Origin of the sequence: Microbacterium invictum, from assembly GCF_014197265.1 — a bacterium.
Lineage (GTDB): Bacteria > Actinomycetota > Actinomycetes > Actinomycetales > Microbacteriaceae > Microbacterium > Microbacterium invictum.
The window spans coordinates 305,617-322,452 of sequence record NZ_JACIFH010000001.1 but is presented as its reverse complement, the minus strand read 5'-3'; the positions used below and the strand labels follow the sequence as shown (position 1 = coordinate 322,452).

Annotated in this window: 14 protein-coding genes and 1 pseudogene; 4 read left to right on the top strand and 11 right to left on the bottom strand. The window is 70.9% G+C overall.

The window, feature by feature from the left end; all coding sequences use genetic code 11:
• Nucleotides 1-34 precede the first annotated feature (34 nt).
• The gene (locus BKA10_RS01615; RefSeq protein ID WP_248199107.1) at nt 35-841 is read left to right on the top strand and encodes an endo alpha-1,4 polygalactosaminidase; all 807 of its coding nucleotides are present in this window, start codon (nt 35-37) and stop codon (nt 839-841) included.
• A gap of 15 nt (nt 842-856) precedes the next feature.
• Here the strand turns inward: BKA10_RS01615 and BKA10_RS01610 are convergent, their stop codons facing one another.
• The 8 genes from BKA10_RS01610 to BKA10_RS01575 form a co-directional block, all read right to left on the bottom strand.
• Nucleotides 857-1,816: an NAD(P)-dependent alcohol dehydrogenase gene (locus tag BKA10_RS01610; protein WP_183498300.1), complete on the bottom strand. Its 960-nt coding sequence runs from the start codon at nt 1,814-1,816 to the stop codon at nt 857-859.
• Between the two features lie 162 nt (nt 1,817-1,978).
• The gene (locus BKA10_RS01605; RefSeq protein ID WP_183498299.1) at nt 1,979-2,539 is read right to left on the bottom strand and encodes a hypothetical protein; all 561 of its coding nucleotides are present in this window, start codon (nt 2,537-2,539) and stop codon (nt 1,979-1,981) included.
• 177 nt (nt 2,540-2,716) lie between these two features.
• Nucleotides 2,717-6,202, bottom strand: a complete 3,486-nt coding sequence (locus BKA10_RS01600; RefSeq protein ID WP_183498298.1) for an error-prone DNA polymerase — start codon at nt 6,200-6,202, stop codon at nt 2,717-2,719.
• Nucleotides 6,202-7,917 (bottom strand): DNA polymerase Y family protein, encoded by a 1,716-nt coding sequence (locus BKA10_RS01595; protein ID WP_183498297.1) that lies wholly within the window; start codon nt 7,915-7,917, stop codon nt 6,202-6,204. The genes BKA10_RS01600 and BKA10_RS01595 overlap by 1 nt, the downstream gene beginning before the upstream one ends.
• Nucleotide 7,918: 1 nt before the next feature.
• Nucleotides 7,919-8,812 carry a DnaE2-dependent mutagenesis accessory factor ImuA' gene (imuA', locus tag BKA10_RS01590; protein ID WP_248199109.1) on the bottom strand — a complete coding sequence of 298 codons (894 nt, stop codon included), beginning with the start codon at nt 8,810-8,812 and terminating at the stop codon, nt 7,919-7,921.
• A 211-nt stretch (nt 8,813-9,023) separates the two neighbouring features.
• Entirely contained in the window at nt 9,024-9,521 is a 498-nt protein-coding gene (locus BKA10_RS01585; RefSeq protein ID WP_183498296.1) for an HNH endonuclease, read from the bottom strand.
• A gap of 317 nt (nt 9,522-9,838) precedes the next feature.
• Entirely contained in the window at nt 9,839-10,732 is an 894-nt protein-coding gene (locus tag BKA10_RS01580) for a M23 family metallopeptidase (protein ID WP_183498295.1), read from the bottom strand.
• Nucleotides 10,733-10,950: 218 nt separating this feature from the next.
• Nucleotides 10,951-11,658, bottom strand: coding sequence for an iron-dependent transcriptional repressor DtxR (locus BKA10_RS01575; protein WP_183498294.1), 708 nt, complete (start codon nt 11,656-11,658; stop codon nt 10,951-10,953).
• Between the two features lie 98 nt (nt 11,659-11,756).
• Between BKA10_RS01575 and serC the strand changes: the two genes are divergently transcribed.
• A complete protein-coding gene (gene serC, locus BKA10_RS01570) occupies nt 11,757-12,875 on the top strand; it encodes a phosphoserine transaminase (RefSeq protein WP_183498293.1) in 1,119 nt (372 codons plus the stop codon).
• A 1-nt stretch (nt 12,876) separates the two neighbouring features.
• On the opposite strand, the pseudogene BKA10_RS01565 reads toward serC, so the two are convergent.
• The 3 genes and pseudogenes from BKA10_RS01565 to BKA10_RS01555 form a co-directional block, all read right to left on the bottom strand.
• Nucleotides 12,877-13,026 (bottom strand): annotated as a pseudogene (locus BKA10_RS01565) (TetR family transcriptional regulator); the annotation flags it as partial.
• A 383-nt stretch (nt 13,027-13,409) separates the two neighbouring features.
• The gene (locus BKA10_RS16875; RefSeq protein ID WP_183498292.1) at nt 13,410-14,333 is read right to left on the bottom strand and encodes a DUF3027 domain-containing protein; all 924 of its coding nucleotides are present in this window, start codon (nt 14,331-14,333) and stop codon (nt 13,410-13,412) included.
• Nucleotides 14,317-14,700: a cold-shock protein gene (locus BKA10_RS01555; RefSeq protein ID WP_183498291.1), complete on the bottom strand. Its 384-nt coding sequence runs from the start codon at nt 14,698-14,700 to the stop codon at nt 14,317-14,319. The genes BKA10_RS16875 and BKA10_RS01555 overlap by 17 nt, the downstream gene beginning before the upstream one ends.
• A 104-nt stretch (nt 14,701-14,804) precedes the next feature.
• Here BKA10_RS01555 and BKA10_RS01550 point away from each other — a divergent pair, with 104 nt between their 5' ends.
• Both BKA10_RS01550 and BKA10_RS01545 read left to right on the top strand, forming a co-directional pair.
• Nucleotides 14,805-15,080, top strand: a complete 276-nt coding sequence (locus tag BKA10_RS01550; RefSeq protein ID WP_183498290.1) for a multidrug ABC transporter ATPase — start codon at nt 14,805-14,807, stop codon at nt 15,078-15,080.
• 1 nt (nt 15,081) lies between these two features.
• Nucleotides 15,082-16,788, top strand: a complete 1,707-nt coding sequence (locus tag BKA10_RS01545) for a helicase-associated domain-containing protein (protein WP_183498289.1) — start codon at nt 15,082-15,084, stop codon at nt 16,786-16,788.
• The last annotated feature ends 48 nt before the right edge of the window (nt 16,789-16,836 follow it).

Sequence of the window (16,836 nt, the reverse complement as noted above, 5' to 3'; positions counted from 1 at the left end):
CACCGGCCGCAGACGAAAGCACCACACCGCCGCAGTGACCGCAGCCACACTCCTCACGCTCGCCACGCTCATCGGCTGCGCGAGCCACAGCGTCGACGACCACAGTCCGACCGGTGAGCAGACCCCCACGATCTCCCTGCCACCCGTTGCCGCCGCATTCGACTACCAGCTCGGCGGGGCATACGAACCCGGCCCAGCGGTGCAGATCGTCGTCCGTGATCGACTTGCCCCACCCGCCGACGACCGCTACTCGGTCTGTTACCTCAATGCCTTCCAGACCCAGCCCGACGAACTCGACAACTGGCCCGACGACCTGCTCCTCCACGACGCGGACGGCGACATCGTCTACGACCCGGACTGGCCCGACGAAGCCCTCATCGACACCCGCGACGCTGAACGCGTCGCCGCGATCGTCACACCCTGGATCGACCAGTGCGCCGACGCCGGCTACGACGCCGTCGAGTTCGACAACCTCGACACCTATACGCGCACGAACGGCCTCCTCACCCGCGACGACAACCTCACCCTCGCCAGTGCGCTCGTCACCCGCGCCCACGACGCTGGACTCGCCGCCGCGCAGAAGAACGCCGCCGAAGACGCCGCCCTCCTCCACACCGAGGCCGGCTTCGACTTCGCCATCACCGAGGAATGCGCCGCGTACGACGAGTGCGACGCCTACACCGACGTGTACGGCGACCACGTGCTCGCCATCGAGTACAGCGACCCGGCCGCCTTCGCCGACGCATGCGCCGCCCCCGACCGGCCCGCATCCCTGATCCACCGCGACCGCGCCCTGACGAAGCCCGAAGAACCCGGCTACGTCTTCGAGCTCTGCCCATAGCGCCGGCCGAGAGACCTACTCGTCCCGCACCGCGACGACGACCTTGCCCAGCGCACGTCCCTCACCGTGATGCTCCAGCGCCGCAGCCGTCTGCTCGAGCGGGAACGTGCTGTCGATGCGGATCTGCACGTCGCCCGCGACGCATGCCTCAACCAGCGGCCCGAAGTGCGCCGGCCCCTGCCGCACCGCCAGCACCCCCAGCCGCGTCCCGCTCACCGCACCGACGACAGTGCCGACGGTCAGCGCCCGCAGCAATGCCCGCACCGTGCCACCGACCATCAAGAACCGGCCACCCCGCGCCAGCGCACGCCGGTACGCGAACATCGAACGCCGCGCCACCAGATCGACCACCAGATCGTACGGTCCGGTGCGCGTGAAGTCCTCGGCGCGATAGTCGATCACCGCATCCGCCCCGAGCTCACGCATGAAGGCGAGCTTGCCGGCGTTGTCGACGCCGGTGACGTGCATTCCGGCCCGTGCGGCGAGCTGGATCGCGAACATCCCGCTCCCTCCCCCCGCGCCGTTGATCAGCATCGGCATGCCCGCGTCACCCCGGGCGACCGCCTGCACCGCGATCGCCCCCGCCTGCGGCAGCGTCGCCGCCTCGGCGAACGTGAGCTCCGCAGGCTTGGGCGCCAGCACCGCCTGGGGCGCGACCGCATACTCAGCGAACCCGCCCATGCGCTCCAGGTTGTCGCCGAACACCTCATCGCCCACCCGGAACCGGTCGACGCCGTCCCCCACCGCCGCCACGCGCCCCGCGATGTCCGACCCCAGCACCCGCCGCGCCGGACGCCACAGCCCGCCGATCCGCGCGTACGCCGGACTGCCGTGCAGACCCTCCCAATCCGAGAGGTTCACGCTCGTCGCGACGACCTCGATGAGCACCTGGCCCGGTCCGGGCGTCGGCACCGGGATGTCAGCCACCCGCAGCTCGTCGACGGTCCCATAGCGGTCGTACACGACGGCTCTCACTCGACCAGTGTGTCGGCGGGTGCCCATTGCGGTCAATGCGCCGTAGTCAACTCAGTCCCCGCCGCCGGCTACGAGCCCTGAAGCCGGCTGCCGCCCGCGGCATCCACACAAAAGGGATCGTCCCGACGGTGAAATTCCGCCGGGACGATCGTCGTCAGGATGTCACCAGAGCCAGGTCTTGTCTCCGACGACGGTGCGCCACACCCGGGCGACGCTCAGCCGCTGGTCCGCGACCCCGAAGAAGACGATGGCCATCACGCCCATCTCGATGATGTGGCCGTCGATGAGCGGGTTGGTGGCCCCGGTCAGGGTCAGCGGGAACTCGGCGAGGAACATCAGGAACAGCATCGCCGCACCCGCGATCGCGCCGACCCGCACGCCGATGCCGAACAGCAGAGTGAACCCGACGCCGAACAGGCCCAGCATGAACAGCCAGTCCACGACCGGGTTGCCGGCGATCGCGTTGAACACCGCCGCAAGCGGGCTCTCGGCCGTCGCGTTCGTGAGGAAGCCCGTCGTGGGGCTGCCACCGTTGATCCAGGCGCGCTCGACCGGCGTCGCGAAGCCGAGGCCGAACACCTTGTCGAAGAACGCCCACAAGAAGTAGAAGCCCATCAGCATGCGCGTGACCGCGATCGCGATCGGCAGGGCGGAGGAGTGTGCCGCGACCGGAACGTCGGCGGGTGCGCCGGACAGGACGGTGGTGGCGGTGGGGGCGGTCATGTGAGGGCCTTTCTCATTCGTGTGCCGGCTTGTCCGGCGCTCTGTGATGACCTCAGTTTCCGCCCGTCCGCGCCCACCCTGGGAAAAGTCTGTGCGCACTCCTCATGTGGTCTGACCACAGATCGATCACATTTGTATGAATGCTACGAACGCGGCGGATTCGACGCCGTCCGCGCATCACCGGAAGTCGCGCGACCGGTGCTGCACGCCCACGCGCAGGTCTTCGAACCGGTCGGCGAGCAGGTTCGTGACGCCTTCGGGCGAGCGCTCCAGCATTCCCCGCGCGATCAGCGCCGGAGAATCGCGCAGCACCCGCCGGTACTTGTTCCACACTCCCACCGAGCAGATGACGTTCACGAGGCCGTGCTCGTCCTCGAGATTGAGAAAGGTGACACCGGATGCCGTGGCCGGGCGCTGCCGGTGCGTCACCAGCCCCGCCACCTCGACCCGTCGCCCCGTCTCGTGCCCACGCAGCTCTGCGGCGGTGAGCACACCCCGGGCATCGAGCTGCGACCGGTAATGCACCAGCGGATGATCGTCGGTCGAGATGCCCGTCGCCCACAGGTCGGCGGCCAGCACGTCATAGCTCGACTGGTCTCCGAACAGCGGCGGCTGCACCGACACGAGCGACCCCTCGAGGTACTCGATGCGGTCCTGCGCGGCGTCGCCCGCCAGCCAGATGCCCTCGCGCCGGCTCACCCCGAGACCCTCGAACGCGCCCGCGGTAGCGAGGGCCTCGAGCTGCGCTGTGTTCGCCCCGGTGCGGCGGGTGAGGTCGCGCAGGTCCCGGAACGGCCCGCGGGCCTCGCGCTCGGCGACGATGCGCTCGGCGAGGGGCTTGCCGATCCCGGTGACCGATGCCAGTCCCAGCCGCACCGCGAATGCTCCGTCGCGGCGGTGCGCAGCGGATTCGTCGGGGGCGTCGCGATCGAACCTTCCGACCGGCGGCTGGGTGCGGTGGGTGCAGGCGTCCATGCCGGTGGCCGGGCGGCGCGTCGACCCGGCGTCGGCGGCATCCACCCCGCTCTGCCTGGCGTCGTCGGGCGTGACCGCCTCCAATCCGGCATCCACCCCCGACAGATGCAGGTCGGGGCGCCGCACCTGCACACCGTGGCGGCGCGCGTCGGCGGTGAGCGAGGCCGGCGAGTAGAACCCCATCGGCTGCGCGCGCAGCAGCGCCGCCAGGAACGCGCCGGGATAGTGCAGCTTCAGCCACGACGACGCGTAGACCAGCAACGCGAACGACAGCGAGTGGCTCTCGGCGAACCCGAAGTTCGCGAACGCCTGGATCTTCGCGTAGATGTCGTCGGCGACCTCGCCGGTCAGGCCGTTCTCCGCCATGCCCGCGTACAGCTTCTTGCGCAGCGAATCGATGCGCTCGATACCGCGCTTGGATCCCATCGCCCGGCGCAGCAGATCGGCGTCCTCGCCGGTGAGCCCGCCCACGGCCATGCCCATCTGCATGAGCTGCTCCTGGAACACCGGAATGCCCAGGGTCTTCTCCAGCACCGGCTTCAGCTTCGGGTGCGCGTACGTCACCTTCTCCTGCCCCAGCTTGCGCCGCACGTACGGGTGCACCGCCCCGCCCTGGATCGGCCCGGGCCGGATCAGCGCGATCTCGATCACGAGGTCGTAGTACCGGCGCGGCTGCAGCCGCGGCAGCAGCCCCATCTGCGCCCTCGACTCCACCTGGAACACCCCGATCGAGTCGGCCCGGCACAGCATGTCGTAGACGGCGGCCTCCTCCTTCGGGATCGTCGCCAGCTCCCACCGCTCCCCCGTGGCATCCGCGATCATGTCGAAGCAGTACTGCAGAGCGGCGAGCATGCCCAGGCCCAGCAGATCGAACTTCACCAGGCCCATCCAGGCGGCGTCGTCCTTGTCCCACTGGATGACGGTGCGGTTCGCCATGCGCGCGTGCTCGATCGGCACGACCTCGCCGACGGGTCGCTCGGTGAGCACCATTCCTCCCGAGTGGATGCCGAGGTGACGCGGCGTCTTCAACAGCTCAGTCGCATACTCCAGCACCCGGTCGGGGATGTCGTGGTCGGCCGTCTCGAACAGCCCGTCCCACCGCTCGACCTGCTTCGACCACGCGTCCTGCTGCCCGGGCGAGTGTCCGAGCGCCTTCGCCATGTCGCGGACGGCGTTCTTCGGCCGGTACTGGATGACGTTCGCGACCTGCGCCGCGCGCTCGCGCCCGTACTGCCGGTACACCCACTGGATGATCTCCTCGCGCCGATCCGAGTCGAAGTCCACGTCGATGTCGGGCTCTTCGTCGCGCAGCGCCGACAGGAACCGCTCGAACGGCAGGTTGTAGGCGATCGCGTCGACGGCGGTGATGTCGAGCAGGTAGCAGACGGCGCTGCTGGCCGCCGATCCCCTCCCCTGGCACAGGATGCCGCGGCGCCGCGCCTCTTGCACGATCCCGTGCACGATGAGGAAGTACCCCGGGAAGTCCTTCTGCGCGATGACGCCCAGCTCGTTCTCGATCCGCGCCCGATCGGCATCGGTGGCATCGGGATACTTGCGCGGCACCGCCTCCCACACCAGCTCCCGCAGGTACGACATCGGCGTGTGCCCGTCGGGGACGGGCAGCTTCGGCAGCGCGGGCTTGGCGCGCCGCAGCGGAAACGCGAGCTCGTCGGCGAGCGTGACGGTGCGGGCCACCGCGCCCGGGTAGCGGCGGAACCGGCGGGTCATCTCCTCGCCCGAGCGCAGGTGCGCCCCGGCGTGGGCCGGCAGCCACCCGTCGAGCTCGTCGAGCCCACGGTTCGCGCGCACCGCGGCCACCGCGGCGGCCAGGTGCACCCGCTCGGGCACGGCGTAGTGCACGTTGCCGGTCGCGAGCACCGGCAGCCCTCTCTCGCGGGCGAGGGATGCCAGTACGTCATTGTCGCGGGAATCGGTGGGGTTGCCGTGGTCGATCAGCTCCACGTTCACGGCCTCGGGCCCGAACAGCGCGATGAGCCGGTCGAGTTCTTCCGCGGCGCTCTGGGCCCCCTGATCGTGGAGCGCCTGCCGGACGGCGCCCTTCCGGCATCCGGTGAGGATCGCCCAGTGCCCGCCCGCCTGCGCGGCGAGCTCGTCGAGGTCGTAGTGCGGCTTGCCCTTCTCCGCCCCGGCCAGCTGCGCGTGGGTGAGCGCCGACGCGAGCCGGTGATAGCCCTCCTCGCCGCGGGCGAGGACCAGCAGATGCGAGCCGACGGGATCGGGCTCGCCGTTCTGCGGCGCGGGCAGCTCGAGCGACAGCTCGGCCCCGAAGACGGTCTTCACCTCGAGGGTCTCAGCCGCCTCGGCGAAGCGCACGATGCCGTAGAAGCCGTCGTGATCGGTGACCGCGAGCGCGTGCAACCCCAGCCGCTCGGACTCTTCGGCGAGCTCTTCAGGCGAGGACGCCCCGTCGAGGAACGAGTACGACGAGTGCGCGTGCAGCTCGGCGTACGGGATGGGGTTCTCGGGCCGGACGAGCGGCGGCGGCGTGTACTTTCCGCGCTTGCGCGACCAGGCCGGGCTGTCGCCGCCGTCCGCGCCGTCGGGGACGTCGCTGTCGCGGGTGCCCGCGGGGGTGGCGGTGGCGGGATTCTTCTCGGGTTGCTTCGGCCGGCCGCTGAGCAGCCGCTCCATCTCCGACCACGGGACGGACGGATTGTTGAATCCCATCAGTCGTACCTCCCCTCCACGTGCCAGACGCCCTCTTCGCACACCAGCAGCCAGGCCGTCTGCGCGGCATCCACCATCTGGAACCGGTGCGCGCGGCGCGCCCGCGTGGGGTCCCACCCCCGCTCGAACACCGGCCAGGGGCCCGCCCATGTCTCCACCCGGCGCGACCGGTCGTCGCTCAGCAGGGTGGCCGGCGGCGCGGTGAGCTCGCCGCGACCGTCGACGGCGACCATGTCACCCTCGGCGTCGACCACCGCAACCGGCAGCGGATCGGCGAACACGGTGGACGGCAGCGGGTCGGGCAGGCTCCCCGGCCACGGGCGCGCCCGCGCGCTGGTGACCGACCGGTCGCCCCACGGCACCAGCACCTGCCGCTCGGCCAGCCACCGGCCCCCGCCGATCGCCGGCGTCAGCACGCCCCGGTGCCCGAGCATCGCCTGCACGCGCGAGAGCGCATGGTGCACGCGCTCCTCGGGCCCCGACCCGAACAGCGCCCGGACGTGGTGGGATGCCGCGTCGACCGCTTCGGGCTCGATCCGCACCCGCGCGACGGCACTGCGCAGCCCGCGTGCGACGAGGGGCTGCTCGGCCAGCTGCCACCGCACCCGGTCGACGACCGCCGGCGCGTCGAACGTGCCGGGGTGCAGCCACACCCGGTCGCTGTGGTCGCCGCGATCGCCGATGAGCACGACCCGCAGCTCGGTGCACACGAGGTCGACGGCGCCGAGCCCGGCGATGAACTCCTCGGCGGTGCGGCGCATGCCGAACGCCACCTGGTCGGCAAGTTCCAGCGGCGGCTCGAACGCGACCTCGCGCTGCAGCTCGGGCGGCGGGGTGCGCGGCGACACCGGACGGGAGTCCTGCCCGGCGGCCAGGGCGTGCAGCCGCGCGCCACGGGGCCCGAACCGTTCCACGAGTCGCTGCGGATCCATCTCGGCCACCTGGCCCAGGGTCTGGATGCCCAGCCGGGCGAACAGGTCGACGACGTCGTCGTCCAGCGCCGTCACCGGCAGCGGCGCGAGGAACGCGGCCGCCTCGCCGGCCGGCACCACCCGCACCGGGTCTTCGCGCCGCGTGCCCACCCGCGCGGCCTGCTCGGCCGAGAACGGGCCGTCGGCGATGCCCACGCGCACGTCGGGAGTGAGGTCGGTGGTGTCGAAGGCTGGCACGGCGGGGTCGCCCATGGAGCCGGCCGCGGAGGCCAACACGGGTGCGGGCAGGGCGTCGACCATGGCATCGCGCAGGACGATCGCCGCGGCCGCCTCGCCGCCGTAGTAGCGGGCGGGACCACGGGCGTGCACGGCGCACAGCCCCGGCCGCACCAGCTGCACCCCGGGTGCGTGCTCTTCGAGCCGGGCGATCAGCGGGGCGAACATCCGCTGGTCGCGCACCGGATCGGCCTCGGCGACGATCAGCTGCGGGCACCGGGCCTGCGCGTCACGGCGCCGCTGCCCGCGGCGCACCCCCTCGGCGCGGGCGGCCGGCGAGCACGCGATCACGGCGCCCTTGTCGAACACGGCGATCGGCTCCTGGGGATCGGGCGGACTCTCGCCGTCGCGGGTCAGGGCGACGACGGGCCAGTCCGGAACCCACACCACGAGGCTGCGGACGGGAGCGGCGTGCCCCTCAGTGCCGCGGGCCCCGGTGCCGCGGACCCCGGTGCCGCGGACCTCAGCGCTGCCAGCCCTGGTGTCGCGGACGTCAGCGGCGCCCATCTCACCCCACCGCCCGCATCGGCGCCGGCTCGTGCTCGAGATCGCCGATGTCTGGCGTGTCCGACGGCCGGCTCGGCTGGATCACCGGCACAGGAGAAATCACCGACACAGGACGTGTTTCCGGTGCCATCTCCTGTTTCGGCAATTTCTCCTGTCTCCGTGAGGCGGGCAGGCCCGGCGAGGCATGCAGATCCGGTGAGGCGGGCAGACCCGGCGAGGCATGCAGACCCGGCGAGGCCTGCTCGAGCGCGCCCCCCTGCGCGGGCAGCAGCATGCGCCCCGTGCGCGGCATCGGAAAGCGCCGGCTGGTCACCGTCACCGTCAGCTGCCGCTCGCTGAGCAGGCCGTACCCGTCGCCGAGCCCCGACCAGTGCGGGTCGGCGACGTCGATCATCGCCTCGGTCTGCGGCCAGGGGCCCTGCACCAGCAGCACCGAGCCCCGCTCGCGCATGCGTGCCGCCAGCCGCGAGACATCGGCATCCCTCGCCCGCTCGGGGGGACGCACCGCCACCACCGGCAGGGCGTCGGCGATCGTCGCAGCCACCGCCAGCCACCGCGGACCCGGATCGGGGATGAGCACGAGCCGCGACAGGTCGACCCCGGCCTTCTCAGCCGCCTCGGCACCGAACCCCGGCATTCCCAGTACCGCGCACCACGACCCCGCCTGCGAGGGCTGCGCGAGGAGGGCGAACAGCAGCGACATCGACCGGCCCAGCGAATACGACGACCCGGTGCGCAGTCCGCGACCGGGCAGCAGGCCCGCGAGCACCGGATGGGTCGGCAGCACAGGTGCGTCCATGCGCCGCCCCTGCACCCTTTCGAGCTGGGCGCGCAGCCGCTGCACTTCTTGCAGAGTGGAACTCTGCGCAGTGGAGTTGGGCACGATCGACCTCACTACGACAGGATAGAACGAATGTTCTAGATCCTCAATATGATGAGATCGAAGATACGCTCTAGGTCCGACATCGCCGCCGGACCGGCGGAATCACGCGGCGAGGGACGTCATCCGTCCCGAGTCGTCGCTTCGAGGCGCGGATGCGACGGTTCAATCTCGCCGCAGATCAATCACCCCGACCGAACCGGTGCACGCCCACGGCGGCACCCCCTCAGGCGGCGAGTGCCAGGTACGGCTCCCAGACCGGGTCGGTGCGCTCGGTGCCCCGCACGGTCCAGTGCGCCCCGCGCGGCGGCTGCGGCATGATCCGCAGCGACCACGACATCTCCTGCGGCGTGCGATCGCCCTTCACGTTGTTGCAGCGCAGGCAGCACGCGACGAGGTTCTCCCACGAATCCGCTCCGCCACGCGAACGCGGCTGCACGTGGTCGATCGTCGTGGCCCCCGACCCGCAGTACGCGCAGCGGTGCCCGTCGCGGCGCAGCACCCCGCGGCGGGTGACCGGCACCCGGCGGCTGCCGGGAATGCGGACGTATCTGCTCAGGAGGATCACCGCGGGGCGGTCGTACACATCACGTGTCCCCCACACCGGGTTGCCCTCCATCCGTTCGATGACGGTGGCCTTGTCGTTCATCACGAGCACGAGGGCCCGCTTGAACGACACGACGGCCAAGGGTTCATATCCTGCGTTCAGCACCAGAGTGCGCATCCGTGTCCTCTCGAACTGCCGTGACGGCTTCAGCGGTTGTTCGGTTGCGACGAGGCGTTCAGTGAGCGGGTGCGGGCACGAAAAAAGGCGCTGTCACGAAGACAGCGCCTTGACTCCACGACGAATGTCGCGGCAGTCGTACACACGATGCCGCAGGACGTAACGACCGAGCGCATTCACGGTTCGAATGCGAGGCACGTCATCCATTGGCTCCCCCTCGGCTGTGCGCGAGCGTCGGGATCAGGGTAATGCATGCCCGTGACACCGAGGACCAACAGCAGGTGAATGGATGCCGCGTGTCGGCGGCTCCGCCCCGCTCAGTTCGCGTTGGCCTGCAGCCAGCTCTCGGCGTTCTGGTACGCGCCGCCCACGACGACCTCGAGGTGCAGGTGCGTGCCGTAAGCGCGACCGCTGTCGCCGACCTGGCCGATCAGCTGACCGGCCGAGACCGTCTGGCCGACGGTGACGCGGCGGGTGCCGTAGCTCATGTGCGCGTACAGCGAGGTGACACTCTTGCCGCCGATGTTGTGGGCGATCTTCACGTACACGCCCCAGCCGGGGCCGCTCTCGCTCGACGCGACGACCACGCCGTCGGCGATCGAGTAGATCGGGGTGCCGCGGCCGGCCATGTAGTCGGTGCCCTTGTGGCCCGCATACGGCGTGCCGAAGCTGTTGAACGAGGTGAGCGGGCGCACGACGTCGCCGGAGGCGGCGATGGTCAGCGGCACCGCGGTGCTGAACGAGGCCGAGCTGGCGCGCGAGGCGAGACGAGCGGCGAGGGCCTTCTTGGCGGCTTCCTCGGCCTTCTTCTTGTCGATCTCTTCCTTCGTCGTAGCCGAGTAGCTGTCGCGGTCGAGGGCCTCGGGGGTCGCCTCGCTGGCCACGACGAGGGACTGTGCGTTCTCGGCGGCGACCTGCTGCACCGTGGTGACGGCGTCGGCCGAGGCGCTGCGGTCGGCGGAGACGACTGCGGGGATCGCGACGGTGGCGACCAGGCCCGCGACGGCGGCGACCGTCAAGAAGCTGCGCACCGGGTGCGGCTTGGTCTGCGACGACGGTCGCGCGGCCTTCGTGGCCACAGCGGTCGAGCGACGGGCGGGAGCCTTCGCAGCGGGGCGGCGCGCGGTGAAACGGCGCGCACGGTCGCGTTGCGTGAGACTCGTCGTATCGGTTTCGGGTCCGTCAATCGACGAATCGGTCTCTTCAGCCAAACTGGATCCTCCGGCGCCTCTGCGCCCGAGGGCACTGGTTCGTCGTACTCGGTGTCGGGCACAGATGTACGGGCTTCACCACGCGAGTGACGAACCGGTGAGGCAACTCGGGTGGCGGTCCTGCGGCGGGCTTCTCGCCTTCGGACTTTCCGAGGCTACCCGAAAGTAACGAATAAGTCACGCTAGGCGGGCGCCGCCCGCGTGTTCGGAGGGGATGCTCAGACGCGCTCGCGGGCGTCGACGAGGAAGAGGTGCGCGGCGACCTCGACCGGAAGCTCGAGCGCTTCCTCGTTGCCGTCCATCTGCACCAGCACGTATCCCTCGCTGAACCGGAAGCCTCCGGCAGCCCCCGGAACGACCCCCGCAGCGCGCAGCTGGGTGAGCAGCTCGGGCTCGACCTGCACGGGCTCGGCGAGCCGGCGCACGGTGCCGGTGATGGGACCGCCCGCCTCGTTGAGCGCACGGACCAGGCCTACGACGCCCTCGTCGAACGTCCGGGCCGGCACATCGCCGAGCTGGTCGAGACCGGGGATCGGGTTGCCGTAGGGCGACTCGGTCGGGTGGTCGAGCAGCTCGAGCAGGCGGCGCTCGACCAGTTCGCTCATCACGTGCTCCCACCGGCACGCCTCTTCGTGGACATAGGCCCAGTCGAGGCCGATGACGTCGCTGAGCAGCCGCTCCGCGAGACGGTGCTTGCGCATCACGTCCACGGCCTTCTGCCTGCCGGCATCCGTCAGCTCCAGCGTGCGATCTTCGCTGACCACGACTAGCCCGTCGCGCTCCATGCGCCCGATCGTCTGCGAGACGGTCGGGCCGGAGTGGCCCAGGCGTTCCGAGATGCGGGCGCGCAGCGGCGTGATGTCCTCCTCCTCGAGCTCGAGGATCGTGCGCAGGTACATCTCGGTGGTGTCGATCAAGTCGGTCATGTCTGGCCTCTACGCGCGGGGAATGATGCTCCCCCAGCCTATCGGCTCCCCCTGTCACGGGATCGGGATGCCGGAGCCCAGCGTCCTAGAATCGAACCATGGCCCATGTGACGCTGCCCCGCGAGATCCTGCCCGCCGACGGACGATTCGGCTGCGGCCCGTCGAAGATCCGCGCCGCGCAGCTCGAATCGCTCGTCGGCCCCGGCTCGGTGCTGATGGGCACCTCGCACCGCCAGTCGCCGATCAAGACGCTCGTCGGTCAGGTGCGCGCGGGCCTGTCCGACCTGCTGCGGCTGCCGAACGGGTACGAGATCATCCTCGGCAACGGCGGATCGACCGCGTTCTGGGATGCCGCGGCGTTCGGCCTCATCGAGAACCGCAGCCAGAACCTCGTCTTCGGCGAGTTCGGCGGCAAATTCGCGAAGGCCGCCGCCGCGCCGTGGCTGACCGCCCCCGACGTCCGCAAGGCCGAGCCCGGATCCTCCATCGCCGCCGAGGCGGTCTCCGGCGTGGACGTGTACGCCTGGCCGCACAACGAGACCTCGACCGGTGTCGCCACCGCTGTCTCGCGCATCGCCGGCGACGACGGCGCACTCACCGTCATCGACGCGACCAGCGCCGCCGGCGGCATCAACTTCCAGGTCTCCGAGGCCGACGTCTACTACTTCGCACCGCAGAAGAACCTGGGCTCCGACGGCGGCCTGTGGTTCGCAGCCGTCTCACCCGCCGCGATCGAGCGCATCGAGCGCATCGCGGCGACGGACCGCTACATCCCCGAGTTCCTGAGCCTGAAGAACGCCGTGGACAACTCGCGCCTGAACCAGACGCTCAACACGCCGGCTGTGGCCACCCTGCACCTGCTCGACAAGCAGCTCGAGTGGATCAACGACAACGGCGGCCTCGCCTGGGCCGACGCCCGCACGACCGAGTCGTCCGGCGCACTGTACGCGTGGGCCGAGGACCGCGCGTTCGCGACGCCGTTCGTCGCCGACCCGGCCGACCGCTCGCCCGTCGTCGTCACGATCGACTTCGACGAGAGCGTGGATGCCGCGGCTGTGGCATCCAGTCTCCGTGCCAACGGAATCGTCGACACCGAGCCCTACCGCAAGCTCGGCCGCAACCAGCTGCGCATCGCGACCTTCGTCTCGATCGAGCCCGACGACGTCCGCAAGCTCATCGAGTGCATCGACTACACGGTCGATGCGCTGCGCGCCTGACTCACTCCGTCAGGGCTGACGGCCGCGGGTCGAGGACGGCGGCGAGGATGGCCTCGATCGCGAGCTGACTCGATCGCCCGAGGTCGACGGCGGTGGGGTCGAGCAGCCACTGCACCTGCAGTCCGTCCATGACCGCGAGGATGCTCGCCGATGCCGCCCGGGTGCGCCCTTGGCCAAGCCCCGGGGACGAAGGCTGAGCCCGCGCCGGCGGCTCTCGCCGCCCAGGGCTTGAGTTGGCGCTTGCGCCGGAAATCGACGCGCATACCCGGCGCAAGCGCCAACTTTGCTCAGCCCCCAGTGCCTGAGTTGGCGCTAAGACGCAGAACGACTGCGACACACCCGGCGCAAGCGCCAACTTTACTCAGCCCCCAATGCCTGAGTTGGCGCTAAGACGCAGAACGACCGCGACATACCCGGCGCAAGCGCCAACTTTGCTCAGCCCCCAATGCCTGAGTTGGCGCTAAGACGCGGAACGACTGCGACATACCCGGCGCAAGCGCCAACTGTGCTCAGCCCCCCGGCGTGCGCGTCGGGTCAGCGGCCTCGACGCCAGAAGCCTCGTCCCCGTTTCCGGGATTCGGAGCGAGAGCTGGAATCGGCGTCGGCAGAGTCGGAGTCTGAGGCGTCGGAGTCGTCGGCGTCAGCGTCGGCGTCGGAGTCGTCGGCGTCAGACTCGTCAGAGTCGTCATCCTTGTCGTCGCCAGAGTCGTCCTCGTCCTCGTCGTCGTCGTCCTCGTCGTCGTCCTCGTCCTCGTCGGAGTCAGAGTCTTCGTCATCCTCATCGTCGTCGGCGTCCTCGTCGAGCGCGTCGATGTCGACGCCGTCGAGGTCGCCGGCGTGCAGGATGGAAGATCCGTCTTCGTCGAAGTCCACGGCATCCAAGTCGTCGAGATCGTCGAGTTCGTCGGAGTCGTCCTCATCCCCATGCTCGTCCTCATCGGCGCCCGCAGCCTCGGCCTGCGCGGCCTGAGCCGCCTGGTAGTCGGCGAGGCGCACGGCCCACGGCACCCACTCGGGGGCGAGCAGCGCGTCGTCTCCGGGCAGCAGCTCGACCTCGAGCACGGTGGGCTCGGCGTCTTCCACGACGGCGACGCTGACGGTCCAGAACCAGCCCGGATAGCCGTCCATCGTGTTGTGGAACCGCAGCGAGACGACGCCGTCGTCTTCGAGGGTGTAGCCGACGGGGTCGCCGACGGTCGTGGAGGCGGTCACCTCGTGCAGCGCCGCGCGCGCGAGATCGTGCGCGCTCAGCAGCCGCTCATCCGCGGGTATCGGGGTCTGGGGCGGCTCGACCGCGTTGGCCGGCTCGACGACGTCCGCAGCCTCGACGGCTTCGGCAGCCTCGACGACGTCCGCGGCCTCGGGCGTCACACCGGAGTCGGCCGACTCAGGTGTGGCGGCCGACTCCGGCGTCACGCCGGGCTCGGGCGTCTCGGACGACTCAGGCTTCGAGGTCATCGGCTACCTTGCGCAGGATGGCGGCGACCTTCTTGCCCTGGGTGGCGCTCGGGTAGCGACCGTGACGCAGGTCACCGCCGAGACCGTCGAGGAGCTTCACGAGGTCTTCGACCACCACGGCCATGTCGTCGGCCTTCATGCGCGTCTTCTTCGCGAGGCTCACGGGAGCATCGAGCACCCGCACCGAGAGCGCCTGAAGTCCGCGGCGCCCGTCGGCGACGCCGAACTCGAGTCGCGTGCCGGCCTTGACCGACGTGGTGCCGGCCGGAAGGGCGGTGGCGTGCAGGAAGACGTCCTGGCCGTCATCTCCCGTGATGAAGCCGAAACCCTTCTCGTCGTCGTAGAACCTGACCTTGCCGGTGGGCATCTCAACCTCGCTGCATGAAACCCGTGTTCGGGCGCTGTGGAACCGGGACCGAACAGCCCCTCATACAGCCTAGGGCACGCCCCGGACGCAGTAGGCTGAGGCTGATGAGCAAGCAGGCAGCGGGTGAGCAGCTCCCCGTCCGACGCGTCGACCGAATCCTCGCTGCGACAGCACTGGGACTCATGGTCCTGTCGATCGTGTGCTTCGCTGCGATCTTCATCGGCGGGGCCGCCGGCATGGAGCACGCGGACTTCGGTGAGGGCCTGTGGCCGGTCATCGGCACGGTCGTGTACATCGCGCCCATCGCCGGGTTCATCTCGCTGATGATCGTGCTGATCTCTACTTTCGTGCGGAAGGCGCGAGCCAACAAGGGTCGCTGACGTGGCCGCCACCGACGCCCGGTCACTCGCGAGCCGCCTGGCCGCACTCGACGACGCTGCCCTGGGACGTCTGCTGGCCGAGCGCCGCGTCGCACCGAGCGTCACCTGGTCCGATCACTTCGACGCCGCCGACGCGCTGCTGCAGCCCCCGCTCCTCGATCGCGGATTCGCCGCGCTGACCGCCGCCGAGGCCGGCGCGCTGCGTCATGCGATCGACACCGCGGAGCCGCTCCCTGCGGGCCCGCTGCGGGCCGCCCTCGCCGATCGCGGAATCGTCGCCGAAGACGGCACCCCGTTCCGCGCCGTGGTCGAGGCGTGGCCCGAACCCGTCGAGCTGCCGGGCGAGTCCTCCCCGGCCGCATCCGAGTCCGACGCAGCCGCCGCGGAACGCGTGTTCTCCGCCACCGCCGCGATGGCCGACATCCTCCAGCTGACCGTCACGACACCCCTGGGCCGCATCGGATCGGGTGCCCTCGGCGCCACCGATCGACGCCGGCTCGTGGATGCCGGTGCCGCGAACGACGGCGCAGAGGCCGACGAGCTGATCGCCATCGCCGAGATCGCGGGCCTGCTCGCCGGCGCCGACCGCGCCTGGCTGGTCACCGAGTCGGCGTACGACTGGCTGATCTCTGACACGGTGTCCCGCTGGCGCACCGTGGCCGATCACCTGCGCGAGGCATTGCCCCCCGGCATCCACTCCCTTGACGGAGGCTGGATCGATCCCGCCGACTGGCCATCGGCCCACCCGTTCGACCCGGCGTGGCCGGAGCGGGCGGCGCACCTGCGCGCGCTGCTGCGCCGGTGGGTCATGATCGGGCCCGACGGCGCACCGCCGCACTGGGCGGCCGACGTCGCGCGCGGCGGCGAGGCCGACGCCGACGCGCTGCGTGCCCTGCTGCCGCCCGAGGTCGACCGGGTGTACCTGCAGAACGACCTGACCGCCATCGCGCCCGGTCCGCTCGCGCCGCGCCTGGACATGCGCCTGCGGTCGATGACCCGCCGCGAGTCGCGGGCACAGGCCTCCACGTACCGGTTCACGGCCGAGTCGATCGACGCGGCGCTCGCCGGCGGCGAGACGGCCGACTCGCTCCGCGAGTTCCTGCAGGAACTCTCGCTCACCGGCGTGCCGCAGCCGCTCGCGTACGAGATCGAACGCAGCGCGGCGCGGCACGGCAGCATCCGCGTCGGACCCGACTGGACGGGCCGCACGCGCGTCGCCAGCGACGACGAGGCGCTGTTGCGCACGGTCTCCGTCGACCAGGCGCTGCGCCCGGTCGGGCTCGTGCCGGACGGCGACGCGCTCACCAGCCGCAGCACGCCCGAGACCGTGTTCTGGATGCTCGCCGACGCCCGCTACCCGGTCGTCGCCGTCGACGCCGACGGCCGGCCGCGCCGTCTCGACCGGCACCGCATCGCCCCCGCGCCGCCTGCAGACGACGCACCGTCGGTGTACGCGCCGCTGATCGCGCGGCTGCGCGCCGCCCACGAGGACGACGCCGACGCCGCATGGCTGGAGCGCGAACTCGACCAGGCTGTCCGCGATCGCGCCGTCATCATGATCGTGGTGCGCATGCCCGACGGCAGCGACCGCGAGGTCACCCTCGAGGCCACCGGCATCGGCGGCGGCCGGCTGCGCGGCCGCGACAAGGCCGTCGACGTGGAGCGCACCCTGCCGATCTCGAGCATCGTCCAGGTCCGCCACCCCTGACTGCGCCCCCGCGCCGAGGCGGCCACTCCCGCGCCGAGGTGGCCACTT